Origin of the sequence: Actinomadura formosensis NBRC 14204 (assembly GCF_001552155.1) — a bacterium.
Taxonomy (GTDB): Bacteria; Actinomycetota; Actinomycetes; order Streptosporangiales; family Streptosporangiaceae; genus Spirillospora; species Spirillospora formosensis.
In genome coordinates this window covers 17,109-41,823 of the sequence record NZ_BCQQ01000027.1, presented here as the reverse complement: position 1 = coordinate 41,823, position 24,715 = coordinate 17,109, and the positions used below count along the sequence as shown (strand labels likewise).

26 protein-coding genes and 1 tRNA gene are annotated in these 24,715 nt (G+C 70.9%); 13 read left to right on the top strand and 14 right to left on the bottom strand.

Translation table 11 applies throughout. The features are described 5' to 3' along the window. Positions 1–58 precede the first annotated feature (58 nt). The gene (locus tag AF1_RS34215) at positions 59–208 is read left to right on the top strand and encodes a hypothetical protein (protein ID WP_157419163.1); all 150 of its coding nucleotides are present in this window, start codon (positions 59–61) and stop codon (positions 206–208) included. A gap of 57 nt (positions 209–265) precedes the next feature. On the opposite strand, the gene AF1_RS09860 is transcribed toward AF1_RS34215, so the two are convergent. Beyond that, positions 266–339, bottom strand: a tRNA-Pro gene (locus AF1_RS09860). 90 nt (positions 340–429) lie between these two features. Beyond that, on the bottom strand, positions 430–1,341 hold the full coding sequence (locus tag AF1_RS09855; protein WP_067795472.1) for a metallophosphoesterase: 912 nt from the start codon (positions 1,339–1,341) through the stop codon (positions 430–432). A 93-nt stretch (positions 1,342–1,434) separates the two neighbouring features. On the opposite strand from AF1_RS09855, the gene AF1_RS09850 reads away from it, so the two are divergent. Further along, positions 1,435–1,887 carry a GatB/YqeY domain-containing protein gene (locus AF1_RS09850; protein WP_067795465.1) on the top strand — a complete coding sequence of 151 codons (453 nt, stop codon included), beginning with the start codon at positions 1,435–1,437 and terminating at the stop codon, positions 1,885–1,887. A 33-nt stretch (positions 1,888–1,920) separates the two neighbouring features. On the opposite strand, the gene AF1_RS09845 is transcribed toward AF1_RS09850, so the two are convergent. Further along, positions 1,921–4,212, bottom strand: a complete 2,292-nt coding sequence (locus AF1_RS09845; RefSeq protein WP_131732368.1) for a transglycosylase domain-containing protein — start codon at positions 4,210–4,212, stop codon at positions 1,921–1,923. A gap of 324 nt (positions 4,213–4,536) precedes the next feature. Here AF1_RS09845 and AF1_RS09840 point away from each other — a divergent pair, with 324 nt between their 5' ends. After that, positions 4,537–4,848 carry a WhiB family transcriptional regulator gene (locus AF1_RS09840; RefSeq protein WP_067795458.1) on the top strand — a complete coding sequence of 104 codons (312 nt, stop codon included), beginning with the start codon at positions 4,537–4,539 and terminating at the stop codon, positions 4,846–4,848. Between the two features lie 326 nt (positions 4,849–5,174). On the opposite strand, the gene AF1_RS09835 is transcribed toward AF1_RS09840, so the two are convergent. Next, positions 5,175–6,332, bottom strand: coding sequence for an ArsA family ATPase (locus AF1_RS09835; RefSeq protein ID WP_067795455.1), 1,158 nt, complete (start codon positions 6,330–6,332; stop codon positions 5,175–5,177). 337 nt (positions 6,333–6,669) lie between these two features. Continuing rightward, a complete protein-coding gene (locus tag AF1_RS09830) occupies positions 6,670–7,665 on the bottom strand; it encodes an ArsA-related P-loop ATPase (protein ID WP_084262726.1) in 996 nt (331 codons plus the stop codon). Between the two features lie 242 nt (positions 7,666–7,907). On the opposite strand from AF1_RS09830, the gene AF1_RS09825 reads away from it, so the two are divergent. Then, positions 7,908–8,975 carry a slipin family protein gene (locus AF1_RS09825; protein ID WP_067795449.1) on the top strand — a complete coding sequence of 356 codons (1,068 nt, stop codon included), beginning with the start codon at positions 7,908–7,910 and terminating at the stop codon, positions 8,973–8,975. Between the two features lies 1 nt (position 8,976). Here AF1_RS09825 and AF1_RS09820 read toward each other — a convergent pair whose 3' ends face one another. After that, positions 8,977–10,197: an MFS transporter gene (locus AF1_RS09820; protein ID WP_067795447.1), complete on the bottom strand. Its 1,221-nt coding sequence runs from the start codon at positions 10,195–10,197 to the stop codon at positions 8,977–8,979. A gap of 68 nt (positions 10,198–10,265) precedes the next feature. Between AF1_RS09820 and AF1_RS09815 the strand changes: the two genes are divergently transcribed. The 5 genes from AF1_RS09815 to AF1_RS09800 all read left to right on the top strand — a co-directional run bounded on the left by AF1_RS09815 (position 10,266) and on the right by AF1_RS09800 (position 13,323). Further along, a complete protein-coding gene (locus AF1_RS09815) occupies positions 10,266–10,805 on the top strand; it encodes a MarR family winged helix-turn-helix transcriptional regulator (RefSeq protein ID WP_067795445.1) in 540 nt (179 codons plus the stop codon). A gap of 5 nt (positions 10,806–10,810) precedes the next feature. Next, entirely contained in the window at positions 10,811–10,969 is a 159-nt protein-coding gene (locus tag AF1_RS34210; RefSeq protein WP_021591512.1) for a DUF4177 domain-containing protein, read from the top strand. A gap of 75 nt (positions 10,970–11,044) precedes the next feature. Further along, entirely contained in the window at positions 11,045–11,506 is a 462-nt protein-coding gene (locus AF1_RS09810) for a RidA family protein (protein ID WP_067795529.1), read from the top strand. 48 nt (positions 11,507–11,554) lie between these two features. After that, positions 11,555–12,409 (top strand): NUDIX hydrolase, encoded by an 855-nt coding sequence (locus AF1_RS09805; protein ID WP_084262724.1) that lies wholly within the window; start codon positions 11,555–11,557, stop codon positions 12,407–12,409. Between the two features lie 131 nt (positions 12,410–12,540). Then, complete coding sequence (locus AF1_RS09800) at positions 12,541–13,323, top strand: MBL fold metallo-hydrolase (protein ID WP_242608596.1); 783 nt, start codon at positions 12,541–12,543, stop codon at positions 13,321–13,323. 7 nt (positions 13,324–13,330) lie between these two features. Here AF1_RS09800 and AF1_RS09795 read toward each other — a convergent pair whose 3' ends face one another. Continuing rightward, positions 13,331–14,017: a Crp/Fnr family transcriptional regulator gene (locus AF1_RS09795; RefSeq protein ID WP_067483689.1), complete on the bottom strand. Its 687-nt coding sequence runs from the start codon at positions 14,015–14,017 to the stop codon at positions 13,331–13,333. A gap of 229 nt (positions 14,018–14,246) precedes the next feature. On the opposite strand from AF1_RS09795, the gene AF1_RS09790 reads away from it, so the two are divergent. Further along, a complete protein-coding gene (locus AF1_RS09790; protein WP_131732367.1) occupies positions 14,247–14,897 on the top strand; it encodes a TetR/AcrR family transcriptional regulator in 651 nt (216 codons plus the stop codon). Between the two features lie 13 nt (positions 14,898–14,910). On the opposite strand, the gene AF1_RS09785 is transcribed toward AF1_RS09790, so the two are convergent. Beyond that, positions 14,911–15,504, bottom strand: a complete 594-nt coding sequence (locus AF1_RS09785; protein ID WP_067795439.1) for a carboxymuconolactone decarboxylase family protein — start codon at positions 15,502–15,504, stop codon at positions 14,911–14,913. Further along, positions 15,501–16,382: an SDR family NAD(P)-dependent oxidoreductase gene (locus AF1_RS09780; protein ID WP_067795435.1), complete on the bottom strand. Its 882-nt coding sequence runs from the start codon at positions 16,380–16,382 to the stop codon at positions 15,501–15,503. The genes AF1_RS09785 and AF1_RS09780 overlap by 4 nt, the downstream gene beginning before the upstream one ends. A gap of 61 nt (positions 16,383–16,443) precedes the next feature. Here AF1_RS09780 and nth point away from each other — a divergent pair, with 61 nt between their 5' ends. The 3 genes from nth (at position 16,444) to AF1_RS09765 (ending at position 19,280) form a co-directional block, all read left to right on the top strand. Further along, complete coding sequence (nth, locus tag AF1_RS09775; RefSeq protein ID WP_067795432.1) at positions 16,444–17,181, top strand: endonuclease III; 738 nt, start codon at positions 16,444–16,446, stop codon at positions 17,179–17,181. A gap of 130 nt (positions 17,182–17,311) precedes the next feature. Then, entirely contained in the window at positions 17,312–17,893 is a 582-nt protein-coding gene (locus AF1_RS09770) for an NUDIX hydrolase (RefSeq protein ID WP_084262723.1), read from the top strand. 190 nt (positions 17,894–18,083) lie between these two features. Continuing rightward, positions 18,084–19,280 carry a MarP family serine protease gene (locus AF1_RS09765; protein WP_174548835.1) on the top strand — a complete coding sequence of 399 codons (1,197 nt, stop codon included), beginning with the start codon at positions 18,084–18,086 and terminating at the stop codon, positions 19,278–19,280. Here the strand turns inward: AF1_RS09765 and AF1_RS09760 are convergent. The 5 genes from AF1_RS09760 to acs all read right to left on the bottom strand — a co-directional run bounded on the left by AF1_RS09760 (position 19,277) and on the right by acs (position 24,554). Continuing rightward, positions 19,277–19,630: a DUF309 domain-containing protein gene (locus tag AF1_RS09760; protein ID WP_242608595.1), complete on the bottom strand. Its 354-nt coding sequence runs from the start codon at positions 19,628–19,630 to the stop codon at positions 19,277–19,279. The genes AF1_RS09765 and AF1_RS09760 overlap by 4 nt on opposite strands. A gap of 118 nt (positions 19,631–19,748) precedes the next feature. Next, entirely contained in the window at positions 19,749–20,672 is a 924-nt protein-coding gene (locus AF1_RS09755; RefSeq protein ID WP_067795421.1) for an alpha/beta fold hydrolase, read from the bottom strand. Positions 20,673–20,680: 8 nt separating this feature from the next. After that, on the bottom strand, positions 20,681–21,112 hold the full coding sequence (locus AF1_RS09750; RefSeq protein WP_067795417.1) for a phage holin family protein: 432 nt from the start codon (positions 21,110–21,112) through the stop codon (positions 20,681–20,683). 12 nt (positions 21,113–21,124) lie between these two features. Then, positions 21,125–22,363 carry a Na+/H+ antiporter NhaA gene (nhaA, locus tag AF1_RS09745; RefSeq protein ID WP_242608594.1) on the bottom strand — a complete coding sequence of 413 codons (1,239 nt, stop codon included), beginning with the start codon at positions 22,361–22,363 and terminating at the stop codon, positions 21,125–21,127. Positions 22,364–22,586: 223 nt separating this feature from the next. Beyond that, complete coding sequence (gene acs, locus AF1_RS09740) at positions 22,587–24,554, bottom strand: acetate--CoA ligase (protein ID WP_067795415.1); 1,968 nt, start codon at positions 24,552–24,554, stop codon at positions 22,587–22,589. Positions 24,555–24,715: the final 161 nt, after the last annotated feature.

The following is a 24,715-nucleotide window of genomic DNA, read 5'->3' as shown; positions in this document are numbered from 1 at the left end:
TCGCTATCCGTGCTGCCTAGGTGCGCCAGTCTGCGCGGCGTGCCGGCACGGTGAGGTTGTGAGCTGCTTCGCCGACCACGAGTGGGCCGCCGGATGCGGTGGCAAGATGCGGGCTCGGTCAGCGGCGATCCAGCCGAGCGGGTCGTCCGGCCTGACCATGATCCACGTGACCAGGGTGTACGTCTCGGCGAGGACGGAGTACGGCTGAAAGATCTTGAGGCCGGTCTCCTGTGCGGAGAACCGGCCTCTGAGCTGGCGGTTTCTGTCGGGGTGGCGGGATTTGAACCCACGACCTCTTCGTCCCGAACGAAGCGCGCTGCCAAGCTGCGCTACACCCCGGTGGCGGCTGCCCGGGAGATCGTACGTGCTCCCGGCGCCTAGACCACTCTAGCGGATGCCAGAGGGTGCTGCGTCCCTATTTAGGGGTGGTCATGGTGCCTCTTGGTGGCGGGGGACGAGGGTGAGGAGGGATGCCTCGGGCGGGCAGCAGAAGCGCATGGGGGCCTTCGGGGAGGTGCCGAGGCCGGCGGAGATGTGGAGCCAGGAGCCGCGGTGTTCGTGGAGGCCCTTCACGCGGGGACGGTCGATGCCGCAGTTGGTGGCGAGGGCGCCGTAGAAGGGGACGCAGACCTGGCCGCCGTGGGTGTGGCCGGCGAGGAGGAGGTCGTAGCCGTCCGCGGCGAAGCGGTCGAGGTTGCGCGGTTCGGGGGAGTGCATGACGCCGAGGTGGACGTCGGCCTGGGGGTCGACGGGGCCCGCGATCTTGTCGTAGCGGGCGCGGTCGATGTGGGAGTCGTCGATGCCGCCGAACTCGACGTCCAGTTCGCCGACCTTGAGGCGGCCTATGCGGTTGTTGAGGTCGAGCCAGCCGGCGGCCTGGAGGGACGAGCCGAGTTCGCGGTACGGGAGGTCGGGTTCGCGGCGGTGCCGCTCGTAGTCGGACTTGCTCGTCCGCCAGACGTAGCGGAGCGGGTTCTTCAGGACCGGGGAGTACAGGTCGTTGGAGCCGTAGACGAAGACGCCGGGGCGGTCGAGGAGGGGGCCGAGGGCTTCGAGGAAGGGGCCGATCGCGTCCCGGTGGGAGAGGGAGTCGCCGGTGTTGACGACGAGGTCGGGCTCAAGGGCGTCCAGGGAGCGGAGCCAGTGGATGAGGCGTGAGCGTCCGGGCGTGAGGTGCGCGTCGGAGATGTGCAGGATCTTCACCGGGGGACGGCCGGGCGGCAGCACCGGCACGTCGACGCGGCGGAGGCGGAACCAGTTCCGCTCGATCACCGAGGCGTACCCGAAGGTCGCTGCCCCCGCGCCCAGCAGGCCGAGGGGCACGGCGTAGATCTTTCGCACGGCTCTCCCTTCTCAGGGGTCCATGCTTTCAGAGATGGGCACCGCGCGGTAATCCTGATGAGGCAGAAGGTGCGGGACGGGCATGATGTTGGCATGACCCTGAAGGAGAAGCTGGAGACCGACCTCGCGTCCGCGATGAAGGCGCGCGACGAGGTGCGTACCCGCACGCTGCGCATGGCGCTCACCGCGGTGAAGAACGAGGAGGTCGCCGGTAAGCGGGCGCGTGAGCTGTCCGACGACGACGTCGTCAAGGTGCTCACCCGGGAGGCGAAGAAGCGCCGCGAGGCCGCGACGGCGTTCGGTGACGCGGGACGCGAGGAGCAGGCGCGGGCGGAGCGGGACGAGGGCGAGGTGCTGGAGGAGTACCTTCCCGCCCAGCTGGCGGACGAGGAGCTGACCGCGCTGGTGGCGGACGCGATCGCCGCGACGGGGGCGGCGGGGCCGCGTGCGATGGGGCAGGTCATGAAGGTCGTGAACCCGAAGGTCGCCGGGCGTGCCGAGGGCGGGCGTGTCGCGGCCGAGGTCAAGCGGCAGCTCGCGGAATGAGGAAGGGCCCGGCGTGTGCCGGGCCCTTCGCGGTCAGTTGCCGCCCCACGGGGGCCAGCCGCCGCCCGGCTGGTCGTGGCCCCCGTCGCCCTTCTTGCCGCTGCTCAGGTAGAGGATGACGGTGGTGCCGGGCGGGACTTCGGTGCCGGCGTCCGGGGAGGTCGATACGACCGTTCCCCGCGGCTGGTCGGAGTCGACGGACCCGGGTGCCACCTTGACCTTCAGGTCGGCCGCCTGGAGCCTGGCCGTGGCGGCGGCGACCGTGGCGCCCTTCACCTGCGGGACGCGGGTGGTGTCGCCGAAGTCGCGGGACGGGGTGTTGAAGTCGGGGGCGGGCTTGCCGGCGAGGGCGCCGCGCAGGCTCTGCGACCAGATCGTCAGGGGCTGGTCGGCGCCGAACACGCCGTAGACCTTGTAGCGGTAGGGGCCGCGGTAGTCCCAGTAGGCGGCGGCAGCGGCGAGGTTGGGGGTGTGCCCGGCGAAGACGGCGCACGAGTGCTCTTCACAGGTGCCGGTCTTGCCGGCGGCCGGCCTGCCGATGCCGCCGAGTCGTCGCGCGGTGCCCTTGGTCAGGACGCCCTGCAGGATGGAGTTCACCTTGTCGGCGACGTCGGTGTCCAGGGCCTGGTGGCAGTCCTGCTTGGGGAGCTTCAGCCGCTTGCCCTGGGCGTCGATGACCTCCGTCACCGAGATGGGGGCGCAGTACTTGCCGCGGGCCGCGAACCCGGCGTACGCGGCGGCGAGGTGCACCATGTCGATCTCGTTGGTGCCGAGGACCTGCGAGGGCACCTGGAACAGGGGGCGGCCGTCCGCCCGCTTCATCCCGAACTTCTCGGCCGTCTTGACCGCGTTGCAGAGCCCGACGCGCTTCTCAAGCTGGGCGTAGAAGGTGTTGACCGAATGCCAGGTGCCGGTCTTGAGGTTGTAACCGCCCGCCTCGGCCGGGTCCGCGTTGCCGGGGCTCCAGGGAGCGGTTCCGTCGCCCTTGCAGGTGGTGAGCCCGGTGACCGTCGTGCTGTTGCCCGAATTGATCGTCGTGCTGACCGGGATGCCCTGGTCGAGGGCGGCGGCGAGCGTGAAGACCTTGAAGGTCGAGCCCGCCGACACGCCGGAGCCGCCGCCGTGCGCGGCGTCGGCCGCCAGGTTGATGGTCGTCTGGCCCTTGCCCGGGCCGAACCGCTTGCTCACGCCCATCGCCCGGACCTTGCCCGTGCCGGGCTCGACCATCGCCTCGGCGCCGACGCGGTTGCCGCCGGGGGCGACCGTCTGGCGCAGGGCCCTGTCGACGGCGCGCTGGTCCTGGAGGTCGAGGGTGGTGCGGATCGTGTAGCCGCCCCGGTTGAGCTCGTTGACGACGTTCTGCTGCTGCTTCGGCTTGAGCTTCCGGTACTTGCCGTCCGACAGGATGTTGAGCATGTCGTACTTCACGTACTCGCAGAAGTACGGCGCCTTGCTGGACTGGCAGCCGCCCACCGGGTCGGTGCGGTTCAGCCGGATCGGCTTGGCGGCCTCTTCGTCGGCCTGCGCCTTGCTGATGTGGCCGAGCTGCACCATCCGGTAGAGGACGACGTCGCGCCGGTGCCGGGCGTCCTTCGGGTTGAGGATGGGGTCGTAGGCCGTCGGGTTCTGTGTGATGCCGGCCAGCAGTGCGGCCTGGCCGAGCTTCAGTTTGGACGCGGGAATGCTGAAGTAGCGCTTCGCCGCTGCCTGCACCCCGTACGCGCCTGCACCGAAGTAGGCGATGTTGAGGTAGCCCTCAAGGATCTGGTCCTTGGTCATGCGCTGCTCGATGTCGAGCGCGAAGCGGAGTTCGCGGATCTTGCGGCCGACCGTGGGGGCGGTGGCGTCGCGGTACTCCTCCTGCGTCCGGGCGCTGTCGACCAGGAGGTTCTTGACGTACTGCTGCGTGAGCGTGGACCCGCCCTGGGTCTGCTCGGATTCGACGTTGGACGCGAGTGCGCGGACGGTGCCCTTCAGGTCGAGGGCGCCGTGCTGGTAGAACCGCGAGTCCTCGATGTCGATCATGGCCTGCCGCATGATCGGGTTCACCTGGTCGAGCCGGACGGACTCGCGGTACTTGTCGAAGAACGTGGCGATCTGCTTGCCGTTCGCGTCGTACATCACCGTCTTCTCGGACGGTGGTGTCGTCTTGAGCTGGCTGTCCATGTCGTCGAAGTTGTTCGCGGCGTCGCGAGCGGTGAGCCCTGCGCTGCCGACGGACGGCAGTGCGATGAGGGCGACGATGAGGCCCGCCACCACCCCGGCACCGAGCAGTCTGAACAGTGTGGAGGCGGCCTTGCCCCGATCCATATTCGCAACGCGCACGTGGTCTAGGGTACGGGGGACGAGCAGTGCATTAGGGACAGGTCCCCAGCGTGCCGCGTTCCACCCCGGCCGGGGTGGAACGTTCGTCCGTTATGCCCTCATCAGGACAACCGGCGCCGTGTCTGGCGCGTCAACGATAGGTAACTAGTCCGTTCCGGCGGTATGGCCCCGGTGGGCTATATCGAGAATGGGCCCATCGGGGGCTGTTGAAACGTCTCTCGCTTCCGTAAGTTCTTCCCCACGGCTTTCGTTTGGCGGCCTGACGTCCGCGCCCGTCCGGCCAAGGAGCGCAAATCGACACAGACCCTAGGGGAGTGGGGCCAGATGTGGATCACGGATTGGACCGCGCGCGCCGCCTGCCGTAACGCGGATCCCGATGCCCTGTTCGTGCAGGGAGCGGCGCAGAACCGGGCCAAGCTCATCTGCCGCGGCTGCCCAGTGCGCACGGAGTGTCTCGCTGACGCCCTCGACAACCGGATCGAGTTCGGTGTCTGGGGCGGGATGACCGAGCGTGAGCGCCGGGCTCTGCTGCGGCGGCGGCCGGATGTGCGGTCGTGGCGCGACCTGCTGGAGACCGCGAAGGAAGAGTACGAGCGGTCGGCCGAGGTGGACGAGCAGGAGCTCGTCGCCAGCTGATCTCGGGCCGGGTGATCGGCTCGTCCGGCAGAGGTTCAGGGCCCGGCAGGGCTCAATGAGAAGCGTGGTGACAGGCCCGCATCGCCTTTCGCGATGTGGGCCGTCGCCGCGCTTTCCGCGTCTCGCTGATCGTCCGGTCCGGCGGCGAATGCGGCGTGCCGGCGGCGTCCGCTTCCTCGGCCCGCCGATCGGTGCGATCAGCCTCCGCCGAATGCTTTGCCCCGGCCCGTACTCGTCGGCAGTGCGTGCCCGGCGAACCCGGCGATCATCCGCCCGGCCGGTGTTTCCGTGGCCGGTACATCATCGAGCACGGTCCACCATGAAGGTCATGCGGCGGATGGGGGTGCGGTGGGGGCGGCCAGGTCTTCGCCCACCTGGCGCAGGCCCTCAAGGTCGTGGACGTCCTCGGCCTGGGCGGGGACCACCGTGGCCGGGACGGTCGGGTGCGCGGACGCGAAGTGGTCGCGGAGGCGTTCCTCGCGGGCGGCGAGCTGCATGCGGTCGGTGTGCAGGCGGAGCAGGGCCGCGGTCAGCGCGTGCTCGCCGCGTTCCTCCAGGTTCTCGGCGGCGGCCTGGCTGCGGGCGGCCGACAGCGAGTCGGCCGCGGATTCGTGGACGCGGTTGACCACGAGCCCGGCGAGCGGCATCCGCTCCTCGGCGAGACGTTCGACGAAGTAGGACGCCTCGCGGAGCGCGTCCGGCTCGGGCGCGGCGACGACGAGGAACGCGGTCCCGGGGGTCTGCAGCAGCTTGAACGTCTTCTCGGCCCGCTCCCGGAACCCGCCGAACATCGTGTCGAACGCGGCGACGAACGTCTGCACGTCGCGGAGCAGCTGGACGCCGAGGACCTTGTTGATGATGCCGGTGAACATGCCGAACCCGGTGCTGATCACCTTGACGCCGAAGCGGCCGCCGGTCTTGGCCGGGGCGGCGAGGATCCGCATGAAGCGGCCGTCGAGGAAACGGCCCATGCGTTCGGGGGCGTCCAGGAAGTCGAGGGCGTTGCGGGACGGCGGCGTGTCCACGATGATCAGGTCCCAGGCGCCGGAGCGGTGCAGCTGCCCGAGCTTCTCCATCGCCATGTACTCCTGCGTGCCCGACAGGCTGGACGACAGCGACTGGTAGAAGGGGTTGGCGAGGATCTGCTTCGCCCGGTCCGGGTCCGCGTGCGCCTCGACGATCTCGTCGAAGGTGCGCTTCATGTCGAGCATCATGGCGTGCAGCTCGCCGTCGCCCTCGATCTCGATCTTGCGCGGGCTGTTGTCGAGCTCGGACAGGCCCATCGACTGGGCGAGCCGGCGCGCCGGGTCCACGGTGAGGACGACGACGTCGCGGCCCCGCTCGGCCGCCCGGACGCCGAGCGCGGCGGCCGTGGTCGTCTTCCCGACCCCGCCCGAACCGCAGCACACGATGATCTTCGTGCGGGGGTCGTCGAGGAGGGCGTCGACGTCGAGGACGGGAGGGGTCTTGCCGGCCGGGCTCATCGGTTCACCTCTGCGCTCCGCCGGGATCGCTCCACAGGGCCACCGGACCGTGCCGCGCGGCCCTTCACCGCACGTCCACCCGCGAAAGCGTCCGGCGTGCCGTGGCCGAAGGCGGCGTGCTTCTCTGCCAGGGCGACCCACGACACGCCCTGCAACGTCGCTGTCCCAGCCCGTGCTTCTCTACGCATCACTGCATGTACTCCCAGGAACGTCCCGCTGCGGGACGTGGTGTGGCCTGAGTGCGGTCGTCCGGTGTATGCCGTCGCGTGGGGGCGGTAGCCCTTGTCGTGCTGGGCGGGAGCCGTGCGCGCGGCGCGTTCGCTGTCGGCGGGGGCGGTCATGCGGCACCTTGGGCGCGGAGGGCGGCGGCCAGGTCGTAGAGGCCCGCGAGGTCCATGCCGTCCGAGAGCAGCGGGAGGGTGTAGCGGGGGCGGTCGACGGAGTCGAGGCGCTCCTTCTCGCGGCGCTGGAGGGCGGTGCGGCGGGCGTGGTCGCCGGCCTCGGCGGCGAGCTCGGCGGCGATGGACTCGGCGTTGTGCTCCAGCCCGGCGGCCTTCACGCCCCGGATGATCTCGTCGGTGTCCAGGGTGCCGGCGGCGGCCGCGGCGAGGTCGTCCTCGGTGAGGACGGGCTGGTGCTCCATGTTGACGATGACGGCGCCGGCGGGGAGCCCGACCCCGGTGATGTCTCGGATTCCGTCCATCGTCTCCTGGACGGGCATCTCTTCGAGGAGGGTGACGAAATGCACAGCGGTTTCAGGGCTGCGCACGACCTGCATCACCGTGTCGGCGTGGTTGCGGATTGGGCCCACCTTGGCGAGCCCGGACACCTCGTCGTTCACGTTGAGGAACTTGGTGATGCGGCCGGTGGGCGGGGCGTCCATCACGACGGCGTCGTAGATGAACGTGCCGTCCTTCTTCTTGCGGCGCACCGCCTCCGACGTCTTGCCGGTGAGGATGACGTCGCGCAGGCCGGGGGCGATGGTGGTGACGAAGTCGACGATGCCGAGCTTGGTCATCGCCTTGCCGGCGCGTTTGAGGTTGTAGAACATTTCGAGGTACTCGATGAGCGCCTCTTCGGTGTCGATGGCGAGCGCGTACACGTCCCCGCCGTCGGGGGCGACCGCGACGCGGCGCTCCTCGTACGGGAGGGGCGGGCAGTCGAAGAGCTGGGCGATGCCCTGACGCCCCTCGACCTCGACGAGCAGGACCTTGCGGCCTCCGGCGGCCAGGGCAAGGGCGAGGGCGGCCGCGACGGTCGTCTTGCCCGTCCCGCCCTTCCCGGTGACCACATGGAGGCGTACGCCGTCCCAGTCGGTGTCTCTCGCGCTCACCCAATCGACCATATCGTTCACTCGGCAAACACTTCAGAGGGCTCCGGCCCCTATGCAAGTGATCCCTGACACGGTTTCCCGCAAGATCATTCGTGCGGGCGTTGTACACGGGCGTGCCCACGCGGTTAGCTGGGAAACGTGAACCGTCCCCGGGCGGTTCCGGCTGGATCTTCCAGGGTCCAGGGTTCTGCCGGAGCCCAGGCGCTTGCGGCCCCGGCGTCCACACGAGAAAGGTGCCCGTGATGGAAGCGGTGGCCCTCGTCATCTTGCTCATCGTCGTCGTGGTCGGACTGATCGCCCTGGCGTCGTCGGTCCGGGTCGTCCAGCAGTACGAACAGGGGATCGTGTTCCGGTTCGGCCAGGTCCAGCGGGGCGGGCAACTGCGTCCCGGCGCGGTGCGCGCACCCGGCCTGACGGTGATCGTGCCGATCGCCGACCGAATGCAGAAGGTCAGCCGGCAGACGATCACCATGGGGGTGCCGGCGCAGGAGGGCATCACCCAGGACAACGTCAGCGTCCGCGTCGACGCGGTCGTCTACTTCCGGGTGATCGACCCGGTGAAGGCGATCGTGAACGTCTACAACTACGGCAACGCGGTGTCGCAGGTGGCGCAGACGTCGCTGCGGTCGGTGATCGGGCAGGCCGACATGCAGGAGCTGCTCAGCGAGCGCGAGAAGATCAACATGCGGCTGCGGGCGATCATCGACGAGATCACCGAGGGGCCGTGGGGCATCCTGATCGAGCGGGTCGAGATCAAGGACGTCTCGCTGCCCGAGGGCATGAAGCGGTCGATGGCCCGGCAGGCGGAGGCGGAGCGGGAGCGCCGCGCCCGGATCATCACCGCGGACGGCGAGTTCCAGGCGTCCAAGCGCCTCGCCGCCGCCGCGGAGATCATGTCGCAGGATCCGGCGGCCCTCCAGCTGCGCCTGCTGCAGACGGTCGTCGAGGTCTCCGCCGAGAAGAACAGCACGCTGGTCATGCCGCTGCCGGTCGAGATCCTGCGGTTCTTCGAGCGGGCCGCGGGCGGTCCCGGACGCTCCGAGGAAGGCGAGGGCGGCAAGCTCGACCTCGGTGAGCGGCTCGCCAAGGCGGAGGAGGAACTGGCCAAGGCGGCGGAACAGCCCTCGACCCTGGAGCCGGTCGAGGACGTCCCGCCGGTCATCGGCCTGGACGAGCCGAAGCACGGTTCGGCGCCCGCGCGGGAGATCTCGGACGCGCCGTCCGGCGAGCAGCGCGGCATCACGGGCGGCGACGGTGCGTCCGGTGCCCGGCCCGGCCAGGAGCCGGGCGACCAGGACCGGCCCGTCTGATCTACACCGCCTCCTCCCGCGGGTGGGCGGTGTCCGGCATGGTCAGGCGGCGGACGCCGGGGACGGCGGCCGTGCCCAGGCATGACGCGCCCACCAGGACGGCCGCCGCCATGAGCGGCGCGGAGGCGCCCCACGTGGACGCCGCCCAGGGGGCGAGCGCGTAGCCCAGCGGGGCGGCGGCCAGGGAGAGCAGCCAGTCGTAGGACGTCACGCGGGCCAGAGCCTGCCGCGGGATGCTCTTCTGCACGACGGTCTCCCATGTCGGGTTCAGGACGCCGAGACCGGCCAGCGCCAGCCCGTAGGAGCCGATGACCAGGGGCGCGGGCGCGGTGACCGCCAGCAGCGCGAGGGGCAGGGCCAGGGCGGTGAGCCCCGCGTTCGCGACCAGGACGGGACGGCGGGGACGGACGCGCCCGGCGAGCAGCGCCCCGGCGAGCAGCCCGATGGCGCCGGTCTGCACGGTGGCGATCCACGTCCCCTCGCCGCCGAGCCGTTCGACGGCGATGACGGGCCCGAGGGTGAGCAGGACGGCGGAGGCGCCGTTCCAGACGCCGTGCGCGATCAGGCTCGTCCAGTACCAGTCGCGGGAGCGGACCTCCGACCAGCCTTCCGCGAGGTCCGCGCGCAGCGAGCGCTTCGGCGGCGGGACGTGCCGGACGTGCGCCAGGGCCAGGAGCACGGCGCTCGCGGCGAAGGACGCGGAGTCGAGCAGGAACGTCCAGCCGGGGCCGATGGTCAGCACGAACGTCCCGGCGAGGGCGGGCCCGGCGAGGCCGGTGGCGCCCCCGGCGGCGCCGATGAGCGCGTTGGCCCGCCGCAGCCCGGACGGTTCGACGGTGCCGGTGACCAGGGGCGAGATCGTCGGCGCCTGGAACGCCGCGGCCGTCCCGCCGATCAGCTGGGTCACGGCGAGATGCCACAGCCGCGGTTCGCCGCCGAGCAGTTCGAGCCCGGCGAACAGCTGGGCGCCCGCGCTGACGAGGTCGGTGGCCAGGGCGACGCCCCGGGTGCCGAGGCGGTCGGCGACGACGCCGCCGATGGGCAGCAGGAGCAGGCGCGGCACCATCGCGCAGCCGAGCACGAGGGCGAGCGCGGCGGTGGAGCCGGTCGCGCGCAGGACGGCGAGCGCGAGCGCGGCGGGCACGGCCGCGTCGCCGGTCATGGACAGCACGCGCGCGCCGAACAGCAGCCGGAAGTCCCGGCTGCGCAGTGGGTGAGCCATGCCGGGCAATCTAGTTCGTCACCGAACTATTCGGCAAGGAGTTATTCGTTGCCGACTACCATCGCGGTATGGGCGACACGGCACGGGACCGGGCAGATGATCATGTGGCGCGGTGGACGCCGATCCTGCCCGAGCTCGATCCCGACATGGAGGGCGCCGTGACGCGGATGGTGCACTTCGTCCGGCATCTCAAGCAGATCCGCGAGGCGTCCCTCACCGCGTCCGGCATGCAGTGGCACGAGTTCGACACGCTGCACGCGCTCGCGGGACGGCACGGCACCGCCGCGCCGTCCCGGCTCGCCGCCGACCTCGGCATGCCCCCGAACTCGATCACCGGCCGGCTGGACGCGCTGGAACGCCACGGCTACGTCCGCCGCACGCCGTCCCCCACCGACCGCCGCCGCGTCATCGTCGAGATGACCGACGCGGGCCGCGCCGCCTGGCGGGACGCGATGGACACCGTCGGCGCCGAGGAGGAGCGTCTCCTCGGCGTCCTCACCCCGGGCGAACGCCGCACCCTGTCCGACCTCCTGCGCCGCGTGATGCTCCGCGCGGAGCGGCGGGACGACCCGCCCGAAGCCGGTCCGACGGGGCAATCAGTAGGGTGAACGCCATGAAGAAGTGGGAGTACGCGACCGTTCCGCTGCTGGTGCACGCGACCAAGCAGATCCTTGACAACTGGGGCCAGGACGGGTGGGAACTCGTCACCGTCCTGCCGGGTCCGAACCCGGAGAACCTCGTGGCCTACTTCAAGCGCGAAGTCCAGTCCTAGAAGCCGGTCGCAACGAAGCCGGTTGCAACGAAGCCCGGTCGTAACGGAGCAGTACCTCAACGAGGAGGAATGGTCATGAGCACGCCCGAAGAGCGGATGCGTGAGCTGGGGATCGAGATTCCGGACGTCGTCCCGCCGGTCGCGTCGTACGTCCCGACCGCGCGGACGGGCTCGCTCGTCTACACCGCGGGCCAGGTTCCGGTGGTCAAGGGCGAACTGGGCGTCACCGGGAAGGTCGGCGCCGAGGTCAGCGTGGAGGAGGCCACCCGGCAGGCGCGGATCTGCGGGCTGAACGGCATCGCCGCGCTCAAGGCCGAGGTCGGTGAGCTGTCGCGGATCGTGCGGATCGTGAAGGTCGTCGGCTTCGTCGCGAGCGCCCCCGGCTTCACCGGCCAGCCGCAGGTGATCAACGGGGCGAGCGACCTGCTCGTCGAGGTGTTCGGGGACGCGGGCAAGCACGCGCGCAGCGCCGTGGGCGTCGCCGTCCTGCCGAGCGACGTGCCCGTCGAGGTGGAGTTCATCGCCGAGGTCCAGTAGCTCCCGAGGCTTGACGGAATGCCATTCGGTATGCCCGAATGGGCCGTCATGAGCATCGTGAACGGGCTGAAGCTGCCGGCGAGCTTCCGGGAGCGGATCGAGGACATCCGGGCGGGCCGGGCCGAGCCCGTGCCCGCGCGGCACGCCGCGACGGTCGTCGTGCTCCGCGATCACGACCGGCACGGGCTGCAGGCGTTCCTGCTGCGGCGCGTCCGGTCGATGGCGTTCGCGCCGGGCGCCTACGTCTTCCCGGGCGGCTCGGTCGACCCGCGTGACGGCGAGGCGGCGCCGGCCTGGTCGGGCCCGCCGCCCGCCGAGTGGGGCGCGGCGTTCAACGCGGACGAGACGCTGGCCCGGGAGCTGGTGTGCGCGGCGGTCCGGGAGACGTTCGAGGAGACGCTCGTGCTGCTGGCGGGGCCGACGGGCGAGACGGTCGTGGACGACACCCGCGGCGAGGAGTGGGAGGCGGACCGGCGGGCGCTGCTGGACCGGTCCCAGTCGTTCGGCGACTTCCTCGCCCGGCGCGGCCTGGTCCTGCGCGCGGACCTGCTGCGTCCGTGGGCGCACTGGATCACCCCGGCGATCGAGCCGAAGCGCTACGACACGCGCTTCTTCGTCGCGGCGATGCCGGAGGGGCAGCGGGCCGGGGACGTCAGCACCGAGGCCGACCGGGTCGCGTGGGTGCGTCCGGAGGAGGCGGCCGAGCGCGCGCTGAAGGGCGAGTGGATGATGCTGCCGCCCACGATCGCGACGCTGGCGGAGCTGGCCGAGTTCGACACCGTGGCGGACGTGCTGGCCGCGCGGCGGGAGATCGTCGTCCACGAGCCCATGGCGGAGATCATCGACGGCGAGGCGTACCTCGTCCTGCCCGAGGGCGCCGCGCAGCACTACCCCCGGGGATGAGCGCGCGCCGGATGCCACCGGCCCAGGCCCTCATGCGGCGGCTGGCGGGCACCTCGGCGCTCCGGCATCTCGAACGTCTCGGCTGGAACCCGGCCCGTCACCCGGATCGGACCTCGGGCAGGATGGGAGATATGACGGAGATCGACGGAATGGGTACCGAAAGGGCGACTTGCGTGCTCGCTCCGAACCCGTCCGCCATGACCCTGGACGGCACGAACACGTGGATCATCGCCGAGCCGGGGGCGGACGAGGCCGTCGTCGTCGACCCCGGCCCCAAGGACGGCGCGCATCTCCGGCGCGTGCTGGAAACGGTCGAGGCGCAGGGCCGTCGCGTGGGCCTCGTCCTGCTCACCCACGGCCACCCCGACCACTCCGCCGGGGCCGGCAGGTTCGCGAAGCTGGCCGGCGGCTCGGTCAAGGTACGGGCCCTCGACCCCCGGCACCGGCTCGGCGACGAGGGGCTCTCGGAGGGCGACGTCGTCACCACGGGCGGCCTGGAACTGCGGATCATGGAGACGCCGGGCCACAGCCACGACTCGCTCACGTTCTGGCTTCCGGCGGACGGTGCCGTCCTCACCGGCGACACCATTCTCGGCTACGGGACGACGGTCCTGGAAGGCGGCCTGGGCGACTACCTTGACTCGCTCGACCGGCTGCGCCGTTTCTCCGCCGATGTTGAGGCCGCCACCATCCTCCCCGGCCACGGCCCCAAGCTGGACGACCCGATCGCCGTCCTCGACTACTACATCGACCATCGCAGGGAGCGCCTCGCACAGGTCGAGGCGGCCGTCGCCGCGGGCGCGCGCACCGCGCGCGAGGTCGTCGAACGCGTCTACGCCGACGTCGACAAGTCCCTCTGGCCCGCGGCCGAATGGTCGGTCCAGTCGCAACTGGACTATCTGAACGGCCGCTGAGCGCGGCTCACTTCGAGCGCTTGCGGAGGCGCTCGATGTCGAGGATCACCACGGCGCGCGCCTCGATGCGCAGCCAGTTGCGCTGCGCGAAGTCGGCGAGCGCCTTGTTGACGGTCTCGCGGGAGGCGCCGACGAGCTGCGCCAGTTCCTCCTGCGTGAGGTCGTGGTGGACGTGCAGCCCCGCCTCGGACGGCTGCCCGAAACGCTCGGCGAGGTCGAGCAGCGCCTTGGCGACGCGTCCGGGAACGTCGGTGAAGACGAGGTCGGCCATCACGTCGTTGGTCTTGCGGAGCCGCTGCGCCAGGGCGCGGAGCAGCTGCACGGCGACCTCCGGGTGCCCGGTGAGCCAGGGCCGCAGGTCGTCGTGGCCGAGCCCGGCGAGGCGGCACTCGGTCACCGCGATGGCGCTCGCGGTGCGGGGGCGCGGGTCGAACAGGGACAGCTCGCCGAACATCTCGCTCGGGCCGAGCACGCTCAGCAGGTTCTCCCGGCCGTCGGGCGCCGTCCGGGTCAGCTTGATCTTGCCCTCCAGGACGACGTACAGCCGGTCCCCGGTCTCTCCCTCGTTGAACAGCGTCTGACCGCGCGCGAGACGCACCTCGGTCACGTTGGCGCGCAGCGCCTTGGCGCCCTGCTCGTCGAGGGCCTCAAAGAGCGGGGCTCTACTCAGAACGTCCACGTCGCGATCGGTCACGCTTCTCCTCCTCGAACACCTACATGCCTAGTGTGACGTACGTCCCACCGCGTGCGTGAGGGCAAGGTCACGGCGCGCCGAAACGCGGGACCGGGGTCGTGCGTCCCGCGGCGGGTCACGGTCCCGTTTGCCCAGTGTACGGACCAGCGGGTGAATGCCATCACACCGGTCTCAATCACCCGGAATCGGGCGAGATGGGCTCCTGCCTGCGGTGCCTTACCCTGAGCGGATGCAGAGCTCCGGCCCCCGCTCCACACCGCGCCGGCTTCCCCGGGGACGTCACGCGCTGTCCCGCTCGGAGGTCGAGCGCGTGCACCGGGACCGGCTCTGCGCCGCCATGGCGGCGGCGATGGCGGAGAAAGGATACGTCGGAACCTCGGTTGAGGATGTCCTCAAACGGGCCCGGGTGTCCAGGCAGAACTTCTACGGGCTGTTCTCGTCCAAGCTCGACTGCTTCATGGCGGCGTTCGACAAGGCGGGCGAGCTGCTCCGCCGCCGGTTGGAGGGCGCCGCGGAGGGCGAGGGCGATCCGGCGGCCCGGTTCGAGCGGGCTTTCACCACCTACCTGGAGGCGCTGGCGTCCGAACCGGGGTACGCGCGGCTGTTCCTGGTCGAGGTGTACGCGGCCGGGCCCGAGGCCATCCGGCGCCGTTCCGCCATGCAGCGCGATCTGGCCGGGGCTTTGGCGGGGCTCATGGGCGTGACCGGCGAGACGGCCGAATTCGCGTGCCAGATCGTCGTGTCCGCGGTGAGCACGATGGTGACGCCGGCGGTCGCGATGGGCGACATGGAGGCGCTGCGGGCGGTCGGGCCGCCGGTCGCCGAGCATGTGCGCCTCCTGCTTCGAGCGGGGGTCCTGGACGCCCGACCTGCCGTCTGAGGTGCTGTGATGCTCACTCCTGCGGTCTTCGGCCGGGACGCCGGGGGCGGTCGGGCCGGATGCGCAGGGCGGTGATCACGGTGGCGAGCATCTCGTAGTGACCGGCGAGGACGGTCAGCTCGACGCACTCGCCCTCGGTGAGGTGGGTGCGGAGCCGTGCCCAGGTCTCGTCGTCCAGGTCCCGTGCGTGATGGAGCTGGTCGGCCGCGGCGAGGATCGCCTGTTCGCGCGGCGTCCAGCCGGCGGCGGACGGGCCCGCCTTGACGCGCTCGACGTCCCGCCCCCGCACGCCCGAACGGCCGGCGATGCGGACGTGGTGGTCGAACTCGTAGCGGCAGTCGCGCAGGTGCGCGATGCGGAGGATCACCAGTTCGGTCTCGCGGCGCGGCAGGGTGCCGCCGGGCATGAGCCGTCCGGCGAACCACAGCCAGCCGCGGAACAGCCCGCGCCGGCGTGCCAGGGTCAGGAACAGGTTGGGCGGCCCGGTTCCGGCGGCCCGGCCCGCGACGCGGCAGGCGAGCCAGTTCACCACGCCGATGTCGCCGATGCCGCCTGGTGCGACGCGGGGCGCGCAGGCCCGCGGGGTCCGCCGGCGGGAAGGACTCACAGGTGAGAGTCCGGTTGCGGCGTGGTCAGTTCGACCTGCTCGTTCCGCGCGACCTCCAGAGTGAGGCGCAGTTTGCGCTGGACGACGCGGTCCAGCACGGGTTGCGCGAGCATCCGGACGGGCAGGACGCCCCCCACCCACCATGGAGCGACGACCCGCTTGGAGCGGCGGGCGATTCCGCGTTCCAGTGCGTCGATCCCCACCCGCAAGGGCGCGACTCCTGAAATGAGGCTGCTCGCAGGCCCCGAACCCATCAGCGCGGACGCCGCCTCAGTGCTGAACCCGCGCCGCGTCATGTCGGTGTCGAGTTCCGCGAAGTAGGCCACGCCCGCCTTCGCGCCCCACGGCCTCAGCTCGACCCTCAGCGTGTTGCCCAGCGCCTCCACCGCGGCCTTGGACGCGCTGTAGGCGCCCAGCAGAGGCAGATGAACGGCCGCCGCCAAGGACGCCACGGCCAGCGCGTAGCCGCGTTCATGGCTGATGTGGGGTCCGGCTGCCCGGAGCGTGTTGTGGACGCCCAGCACGTTCACCCGGAGGCTCTGTTCCAGTACGGACGGGTCGCCGCCGATGACGGGCATCTGCGCGGCCACACCGGCGTTGGCCACGACCACGTCCAGGCCGCCCAGTTCCTTGACCGCGTCGTTCACGACTTCCTCGACCCTGCCGCGGTCGGTCACGTCGCACGTCCACCAAGGCGCGGAACCGCACCCGCTCGCGACGGCCCCGAGTAGATCGGGTTCCAGACCGGCGAGCGCGACGCGGGCGCCGCGCTCGTGCAGCCGCGCCGCCAGGGCCGCGCCGATGCCCCGCGCCGCGCCCGTGATCAGCACGCGCCGTCCGGTGAGGGTCGCGGCCCACCGGGAGGAGTCGAGGATCATGCGGGGACCCTAACATAAAAGAACATGTATGTTTTTTTAAGGAAGGCTCTACGCTGGCGGGATGGCGACCACGACGGCATCGTCCCCCGCGGGCGGGCGCAAGCCCGAGTCCCGGCTGGCGCTCGTGCGGCGGGCGCGCCGGATGAACCGGATCCTGGCCGAGACATATCCGGACGCGCACTGCGAACTGGACTTCGGCACCCCGTTCCAGCTCCTCGTCGCGACCGTCCTGTCGGCGCAGACCACGGACGTGCGGGTCAACCTGACCACGCCCCAGCTGTTCGCCAAGTACCCCACCCCGGAGGACCTGGCCGCGGCCGACCCCGAGGACGTCGAGGCGATCCTGAAGCCCACCGGGTTCTTCCGCGCCAAGACCAAGTCGGTCATGGGGCTGTCCGCCGCATTGCGCGACCAGTTCAAAGGCGAGGTCCCAGGACGCCTTGAGGACCTCGTCAAGCTGCCCGGTGTCGGGCGCAAGACGGCCAACGTCGTCCTGGGCAACGCGTTCGACGTCCCAGGGATCACCGTCGACACCCACTTCGGCCGCCTCGCGCGGCGATTCGCCTGGACGACCGAAGACGACCCCGTCAAGGTCGAACAGGAGGTCGGCACGCTCATCCCGCGCAAGGACTGGACGATGCTCTCCCACAGGCTCATCTGGCACGGCCGCCGGATGTGCCATGCCCGGCGTCCGGCCTGTGGTGTGTGCCCGCTCGCGCGGCTGTGCCCGTCCTTCGGTGAAGGGCCGACCGACGAGGAGACCGCGCGCAAGCTCGTGAAGCCGGGGCCGTTCTCATGACGGGCGTTCTCATGACGGGAAGGAACGCGGGCGTTCCTGAGTTGGGACGGACGTGACCGAGACCACCCCCAGCAGCCCCGCCTGGCTCGACCGCTTCCGCGTGGAAGGCCCCCGGATACCGGTGCCGCCGATGTTCCGGCCCGCGTCCGGCGCCCGCGCCGCCGCCGTCCTGATCCTCTTCGGCGAGGGGCCGGCGGGCCCGGACGTCCTGCTCACCGAGCGCGCCGCCACGCTGAACAAGCACGCCGGGCAGCCCGCGTTCCCCGGCGGCCGCATCGACCCCGAGGACGACGGCCCGGTCGCGGCGGCGCTGCGCGAGGCGTGGGAGGAGGCCGGTGTCGAACCGTCCGGCGTGGACGTCCTGTGCACGCTGCCGGAGCTCTACCTGTCGCGCAGCGAGCACCGCATCACGCCCGTCGCCGGCTGGTGGCGGGAGCCGTCGGAGGTCGCGCCCGGCCATCCGGGCGAGGTCGCGATGGTCGCACGCGTCCCGCTCGCCGAACTCGTCGACCCGGAGAACCGGCTGATGGTCCGGCACCCCTCCGGGATCAGGCTCGGGCCCGCGTTCCGCGTCCGCGACATGCTCGTGTGGGGGTTCACGGCGGCGCTGCTCACCCAGGTGCTGGACGCCGGCGGCTGGAACCGGCCGTGGGACACCTCTCACGTCGAGGACCTGCCGCCCGAGGTCCTGAACCTCGCCGCGCGCGGCTGAGAACCCCCCGTACGGCGGCAAGACCGCGCCTTTTCCAAGGTCAAGTGAATGATCCGCAGGTCAGGGGCGGGTTCTCGGCCGGCATGGCTCCGGTCACGTCCGCGTGTCACTCCGGACGGCTACCCGCCACGTCCGAAACCGGTACGGCGAGGGGACGTGAACCCGCTGCGCGGACCTATACGGTGAAGCGGTGCTGCACGACCACATTCTCGATCTGATCCTGCTCGTGCTCGTCGTGCTGTTCGGAGTCTCGGGCTACCGGCAGGGCTTCATCGTGAGCCTGCTGAGCTTCGTCGGCTTCGTCGGCGGCGGTGTCGCCGGGGTGCTGATCGCGCCGCCGATCGCCGAGGCCACGGTGGACGGCGCCGCGCAGCAGGCGCTCCTCGCCATCGTGATCGCGTTCCTGGCCGCCACCCTCGGGCAGCTGATCGCCTCGTCGCTCGGCGCCGTGCTGCGCAACCGGGTCACCGGCATGAACGCCCGCACCGCGGACGCGGTCGGCGGCACGTTCGTCAGCGCGACGTCGCTGCTGATCGTGGCGTGGTTCTTCGGCAGCCTGGTCGCCAACTCCGACTTCAAGCCCCTGCGGACCCAGGTCAAGGGCTCCTCGATCATCAGCGGCATCAACGGCGTGATGCCCGCACAGGCGCAGACCTGGTTCACCTCCTTCCAGGGCTTCGTGCGGGGCAGCGAGTTCCCGCAGGTCTTCAACGGGCTCGGCGGCGAGTCGGTGGTGCAGGTGCCGCCGCCGGACGAGTCCGTGCTGAAGACCAGGGGCCTCAGGATCGCCAAGAACAGCATCGTGAAGGTGGTCAGCACGGCGCCGCAGTGCCAGCGCCGCATCGAGGGCACCGGGTTCGTGTTCGCGCCGCAGCACATCATGACCAACGCGCACGTCGTCGCCGGTGCGCGCGGTGCCTCGCTCGTGGCGACGATGAACGGCGCCACCACCAAGGGACGGGTCGTCCTGTACGACCCCAAGCGCGACATCGCCGTCCTGTACGTGCCGGGGCTGCGGGCTCCGGTGCTGCAGTTCGCCAGGGAGGCCCGCGTACGGGACGACGCGATCATCGCCGGGTTCCCGAAGAACCAGCCGTTCACGACGGGGGCCGCCCGCATCCGTGCCCGGCAGACCGCGCGGGGCCCGGACATCTACCACTCCGGCCAGGTCAGCCGTGAGATCTACGCACTCCGCGGCAAGGTCGAGCCCGGCAACTCGGGCGGGCCGCTGCTGTCCACGGACGGACGCGTGTACGGCGTCATCTTCGCGGCGGCACTGGACACCCCGTCCACCGGCTACGCGCTCACCGCGGACGAGGTCGCGCCTGATGCGCGCGTGGGCGCGCAGTCCACGGCGCCGGTGTCCACGCAGAACTGCTCTGACTAGATCGTGAGCCGCAGGGTCACAGGACCGTTCTCGGGGTGCACCGCCAGCTCGCGTACCCGCTGAACGACGCCCTTGACGTCGATGCTGTGCGGAGTCTCGGTTTCGTACGGGACGAGCCGGTCGGCGGCGCGGCTGAGGAGCGCTTCGGCGCCGCGGGTGTTTCCACGGCGGAGATGGGTTATCCCCACGGCGACCTGGGCCAGGCCCCTCCACAGCTCACGTTCGGGCTCCGGAGAGGCTTTCCAGACCGCCTCCAGCACTTCGTGGGCGTGGAACGGGCGGTCGGCGTCCAGGAGACGCTGTGCCTCTTCCAGTGCCTTCGCCGGGGGCATGGTGAGGTCGTCCGGCATGGTGGGGATGCCGGTGGCTCCATGGGGCAGCGGACGGCCATACGCGTCCCGTGGGCGTGCGTTGCGTGGGCGTCCAATCTGGTCGCGATCCCGCATGGGTCCACCGTACGCCCGGAGATCAGTGTTCGGGTTCCGGGTCGGCGAGCCATCCGAGAAGTTGCCTGTCGAACGCGTGAGGACGTTCCTGGTGGGGGAAGTGACCGGCGCCCTCGATGAGCTTCCAGCGGTAGGGGGCCGCCACATAGCGGCCGGAGCCCCGGGCACTGGCCGGAAGGACGCATGTGTCGAGCGCGCCGTGCAGGTGGAGTGTGGGTGCCTGGATGGGTGTGCGCATCCGGTGCGCGTAGCGGATACCGTCCGGGCGGGGCAGCGACCGGAAGAGCCAGCGGTGGTACTCCAGCGCGCAGTGGGCCGTGCCAGGGATCTGCACTGCCTTCCGCACAAGCTGCTCAGTGTGTTCGTCCGGCCAGCCTGGGCCGGACCAGTCGTGCAGGAGCCTGCCCACCAGCGCCGCATTGTCACGTACCAGACGCCGTTCAGGCCACAGCGGCACCTGGAAGCCGAGCGTGTGCCGCGCCGCCCATCCCTGGCCGCGCGGGTCACCGGCGAGGGCCTGCCGCAGCCGCAGCGGATGCGGGACGCTCACCACCGCCAGCCGCTGGACGATCTTCGGGTGGTAGACGGCCGCCGTCCAGGCGAGCAGCCCGCCCCAGTCGTGCCCGACGATGATCGCGTTCGCCTCGCCCAGCGCGCGGACGAGCCTGGCGGCGTCCCCGGCCAGCGTGACCAGGTCGTAGCCGCGCGGCGGCTTGTCGCTGCCGCCGTATCCGCGCAGGTCGACGGCCGCCGCGCGGTAGCCGGCCGCGGGCAGCGACACGAGCTGGTGGTGCCACGACCACCAGAACTCGGGAAAACCGTGCAGCAGCAGGACGAGCGGCCCCTCGCCGGCCTCGGCGATGTGGAACCGCGTCCCCCCGGCGCTGACCTGCCGGTGGGTCCACGGCCCGTCCACCTCGATCAGCGACGCGTCGTGCCCGGACACGGCGCCGGTCAGTCCGTCGGCTCGAGCTCGCCGGAGTCGCCGCGGCGCCGCAGCGCGGAGATGTCGGCCTTGAGGGTCTTCCGGGTCCGCTTCGCCCCGTCGATCTTGCGGATGCGCTGGTAGCCGATGGCGATCAGGATCAGCGCCAGCACCAGGTACACGCCCGCCACGATGAGGAACGCGGCCCAGTGCCAGATCCCGAGGGCCACCAGGCCGTAGGCGAACGCGATCGACAGCAGGATCACGATGAGCCCGCCGATCAGCGCGGCGATCGTGAACATCACGCTGCCGAGCGCGGCCTTCTTGGCGTCGGCCTTCAGTTCCAGCTTGGCCAGGTCCATCTCCGCCCTGACCAGGTTGGAGACATTGCTCGACGCCAGCGCGACCAGCTCACCGAGGGACTTGTCCTCGATGCGCTCGCCCGGTAGAGCCTCGGACATATGGCTTTCTCCTTAGTCCGGGCGCGCGCGCACACGCACCCTTCTCCGGAAGACGACGGCCGCGGCCGCCGAAGCGAGAACGCTCGCGATCAGGACCGCAGTCGTCACTCTCTCGAATTGTGCCTGGTCGGTATAGGCCAAACCGCCGATCAGCAGCGAAACGGTGAAACCCACCCCGGCGAGGAGCGCGACCCCGGCGATCTCATGCCAGTGCAGATCCTCCCCGAGCGTCGCGAAGCCGAGCCGCACGGCCGCCCACGCGCCGCCCAGGACTCCCACGAACTTACCGATCACCAGCCCGGCGATCACGCCGAGGGCCACCCGGTCGGTGAACACGGCGCCCAGCTGGGCCGCGCCGAGCCCGACCCCCGCCGACAGGAACGCGAAGACGGGCACGCACACGCCCGCCGAGAACGGCCGCAGCACGTGGTCGGCCCGTTCCGCGTTCGTCGGCCGTCCGTCCGGGGTCTCCTTCGGGCTGGTGAGCATCCCCATGGCCACGGCGGCGACCGTTGCGTGGATCCCGCTGCGCTGTAGGAAGTACCAGGCGAGGACGGCCAGCGGCACATACACCCAGGGCGAGCGGACGTCCTTGAACTGCAGGAACCCATACGCACCGACCAGGACCACCGCGAGCCCCAGGGGCGTCCAGTGCACGGTCTCGGTGTAGAAGAGCGCGATGATGGCGATGGCGATGAGGTCGTCCACCACGGCGAGCGTCAGCAGGAACGCCCGCAACGGCGCCGGGCACGAGGTGAACGTCACGGCGAGCACCGCGAGCGCGAACGCGATGTCCGTCGCGGTCGGCACCGCCCAGCCCCGCGCCGCCCCCGCCTCCCCGGCGCTCACCGCCAGGAAGATGAGCGCCGGCATCACCACGCCGGCCGCCGCGGCGATCACCGGCAGCGCCGCGTCCCGCGGATTGCGCAGCTCGCCGTGCGTCAGTTCCTCACGCAGCTCCAGACCGGCGATGAAGAAGAACACCGCCAGCAGCCCGCTCGACGCCCAGTGCTGCAGGTCCATGTGCCCCAGGTGCAGCCAATGCGGGCTGATCTCGAATGTCTGCAGGCTCTTGTAGGTGCTCGCCCACGGTGTGTTGGCCCACACCAGCGCGGCGACCGCGGCCAGCAGCATCACGATGCCGCCGTAGGTCTCCAACCGCAGCGCGTTGGCGACCTGAGTGCTGTAACGGACGGTCGGACGGAACGGCCACGTCGCGGCGACGCGGCGCTTCACGGGTGTGCGCGCCATGCGGAAACCTTCGGGAAGGAGGCGGACGGTCGGTCAAGGCCCGGCCCGCAACCACTACGGGACGTCACCTGCCGACCAGCCTTCCCGGCACACCGGACTCCACCTTAGTGGGTCTGCCCAGGTGCGGCCCCTGGCGAGACCCACCTGTGACGGGGCCGCGGGCATGGGAACGGCCCGCGCCCCCCACGAAAGGCGGGGCGGGCGCGGGCCGTTCCGAGGCGGATCAGCCGTCGGACTTGGCCGCGGGGAGCTTCTCCGCGATCAGGTCCATGACCGTGCTGTCGGCCAGGGTCGTGACGTCACCGATGCTGCGGTTCTCGGCGACGTCGCGGAGCAGCCGGCGCATGATCTTCCCGGAGCGGGTCTTCGGCAGCTCCGGCACGATCATGATCTGCCGGGGCTTGGCGATCGGGCCGAGCGTCTTGGACACGTGGTCGCGCAGCTCCCGCAGGAAGTCCTCGCCCTCCACGTCGCCGCCGCCCTCGCCGCGCGGGATGACGAACGCGACGATCGCCTGGCCGGTCACCGGGTCCGTCGCGCCGACGACCGCCGACTCGGCGACCTTCGGGTGCGCCACCAGCGCCGACTCCACCTCCGTCGTGGAGATGTTGTGCCCGGACACGAGCATGACGTCGTCCACGCGGCCGAGCAGCCACATGTCGCCGTCCTCGTCCTTCTTGGCGCCGTCCCCGGCGAAGTACAGGCCGTCGAAACGCGACCAGTACGTCTTGACGTACCGCTCGTCGTCGCCCCAGATCGTGCGGAGCATGCCCGGCCACGGCTCCCTGACCACCATGAACCCGCCGCCGCCGTTCGGCACGGACCGGCCCTGGTCGTCCACCACGTCCGCCGTGATCCCGGGCAGCGGACGCATCGCCGCCCCGGGCTTGGCCGCCGTGACGCCCGGCAGCGGGCTGATCATGATGGCGCCGGTCTCCGTCTGCCACCACGTGTCGACCACCGGCGTACGGTCGGCGCCGATGTTCTTGCGGTACCAGATGTAGGCCTCCGGGTTGATCGGCTCACCGACCGACCCGAGCACGCGCAGGGACGACAGGTCGTACTGCGCCGGGATGTCGTCGCCCCACTTCATGAACGTGCGGATCGCCGTGGGGGCGGTGTAGAAGATGGACACCTTGTACTTCTGGATGACGTCCCACCAGCGTCCCCTGTTGGGGGTGTCGGGCGTCCCCTCGTAGATGACGCTGGTCGACCCGTTGGCGAGCGGCCCGTACACGATGTAGGAGTGCCCGGTCACCCAGCCGATGTCGGCCGAGCACCAGTAGACGTCCGTTTCCGGCTTCAGGTCGAACACGGCCCAGTGGGTGTAGGCGCACTGGGTCAGGTAGCCGCCCGTGGTGTGCAGGATGCCCTTCGGCTTACCCGTCGTCCCGGAGGTGTACAGGATGTACAGCGGGTGCTCCGAGTCCATGGGCTCGGCCGTGTGCTCCTCGCTCTGCCGGCCGACGACGTCGTCCCACCACAGGTCGCGGTCGTGTTCGGCCACCTCCTCGCCGGTGCGGCGCACCACGAGGACGTGCTCGATCGACGGCGTCTGTGCGACGGCCTCGTCCACGATCCCCTTGAGGTCGGACGGCTTGCCGCGCCGGAACCCGCCGTCCGCGGTGATGACGAGCTTGGCCTGCGCGTCGTCGATACGGGTCCGGAGGGCCTCGGCCGAGAAGCCGCCGAACACGACCGAGTGGGTCGCGCCGATGCGCGCGCACGCCAGCATCGAGATCGGCAGCTCGGGAATCATCGGCATGTAGATCGCGACCCGGTCGCCCTTGCGGACGCCCAGTTCGAGCAGCGCGTTCGCGGCCTTGTTCACCTCGCGCTGGAGGTCGGCGTAGGTGAGGGTACGGCTGTCCCCCGGTTCGCCTTCCCAGTAGTAGGCGACCTTGTCTCCGCGCCCGGCCTCGACGTGCCGGTCTACGCAGTTGTAGGCCACGTTCAGCTCGCCGCCCACGTACCACTTGGCGAACGGGGGGTTGCTCCAGTCGAGGACCTCGTCCCACCGCTTGGTCCAGGTGAGGCGGTCGGCCTGCTCGGCCCAGAAGCCGAGGCGGTCCTCGGCGGCCTGCTCGTACGCGTCGGCCTTGACGTTCGCCGAGGCGGCGAGGTCCGCGGGCGGGGCGAAGCGACGCGTCTCCTGCAGAAGGTTCGACAGTGTTTCTTGGCTCTGGCTCAACGCGAACTCCTTGCTAGGTGATGCGGGGTCGCCCGGTATCCCCACTTCACCAGGAAGTTCCCGGTCTCCACAAGGCCGGAATCCCTGATGTGGAAGACGAACGCGGCGGGCTCCTCATGAATCCGGATGGTGCTGTGACCCCCGACACAACCGGTGGTGTG

Bases quoted from the DNA above. Each gene is read 5' to 3' on its own strand.
- AF1_RS09850 (WP_067795465.1), top strand. From the start codon at position 1,435: ATGACCCTGAAGGAGAAGCTGGAGACCGACCTCGCGTCCGCGATGAAG.
- AF1_RS09840 (WP_067795458.1), top strand. From the start codon at position 4,537: ATGTGGATCACGGATTGGACCGCGCGCGCCGCCTGCCGTAACGCGGAT.
- AF1_RS09835 (WP_067795455.1), bottom strand. From the start codon at position 6,332: ATGAGCCCGGCCGGCAAGACCCCTCCCGTCCTCGACGTCGACGCCCTC.
- AF1_RS09825 (WP_067795449.1), top strand. From the start codon at position 7,908: ATGGAAGCGGTGGCCCTCGTCATCTTGCTCATCGTCGTCGTGGTCGGA.
- AF1_RS09820 (WP_067795447.1), bottom strand. From the start codon at position 10,197: ATGGCTCACCCACTGCGCAGCCGGGACTTCCGGCTGCTGTTCGGCGCG.
- AF1_RS09815 (WP_067795445.1), top strand. From the start codon at position 10,266: ATGGGCGACACGGCACGGGACCGGGCAGATGATCATGTGGCGCGGTGG.
- AF1_RS34210 (WP_021591512.1), top strand. From the start codon at position 10,811: ATGAAGAAGTGGGAGTACGCGACCGTTCCGCTGCTGGTGCACGCGACC.
- AF1_RS09810 (WP_067795529.1), top strand. From the start codon at position 11,045: ATGAGCACGCCCGAAGAGCGGATGCGTGAGCTGGGGATCGAGATTCCG.
- AF1_RS09805 (WP_084262724.1), top strand. From the start codon at position 11,555: ATGAGCATCGTGAACGGGCTGAAGCTGCCGGCGAGCTTCCGGGAGCGG.
- AF1_RS09800 (WP_242608596.1), top strand. From the start codon at position 12,541: ATGACGGAGATCGACGGAATGGGTACCGAAAGGGCGACTTGCGTGCTC.
- AF1_RS09790 (WP_131732367.1), top strand. From the start codon at position 14,247: ATGCAGAGCTCCGGCCCCCGCTCCACACCGCGCCGGCTTCCCCGGGGA.
- AF1_RS09780 (WP_067795435.1), bottom strand. From the start codon at position 16,382: ATGATCCTCGACTCCTCCCGGTGGGCCGCGACCCTCACCGGACGGCGC.
- nth (WP_067795432.1), top strand. From the start codon at position 16,444: ATGGCGACCACGACGGCATCGTCCCCCGCGGGCGGGCGCAAGCCCGAG.
- AF1_RS09770 (WP_084262723.1), top strand. From the start codon at position 17,312: ATGTTCCGGCCCGCGTCCGGCGCCCGCGCCGCCGCCGTCCTGATCCTC.
- AF1_RS09760 (WP_242608595.1), bottom strand. From the start codon at position 19,630: ATGCCGGACGACCTCACCATGCCCCCGGCGAAGGCACTGGAAGAGGCA.
- AF1_RS09750 (WP_067795417.1), bottom strand. From the start codon at position 21,112: ATGTCCGAGGCTCTACCGGGCGAGCGCATCGAGGACAAGTCCCTCGGT.
- nhaA (WP_242608594.1), bottom strand. From the start codon at position 22,363: ATGGCGCGCACACCCGTGAAGCGCCGCGTCGCCGCGACGTGGCCGTTC.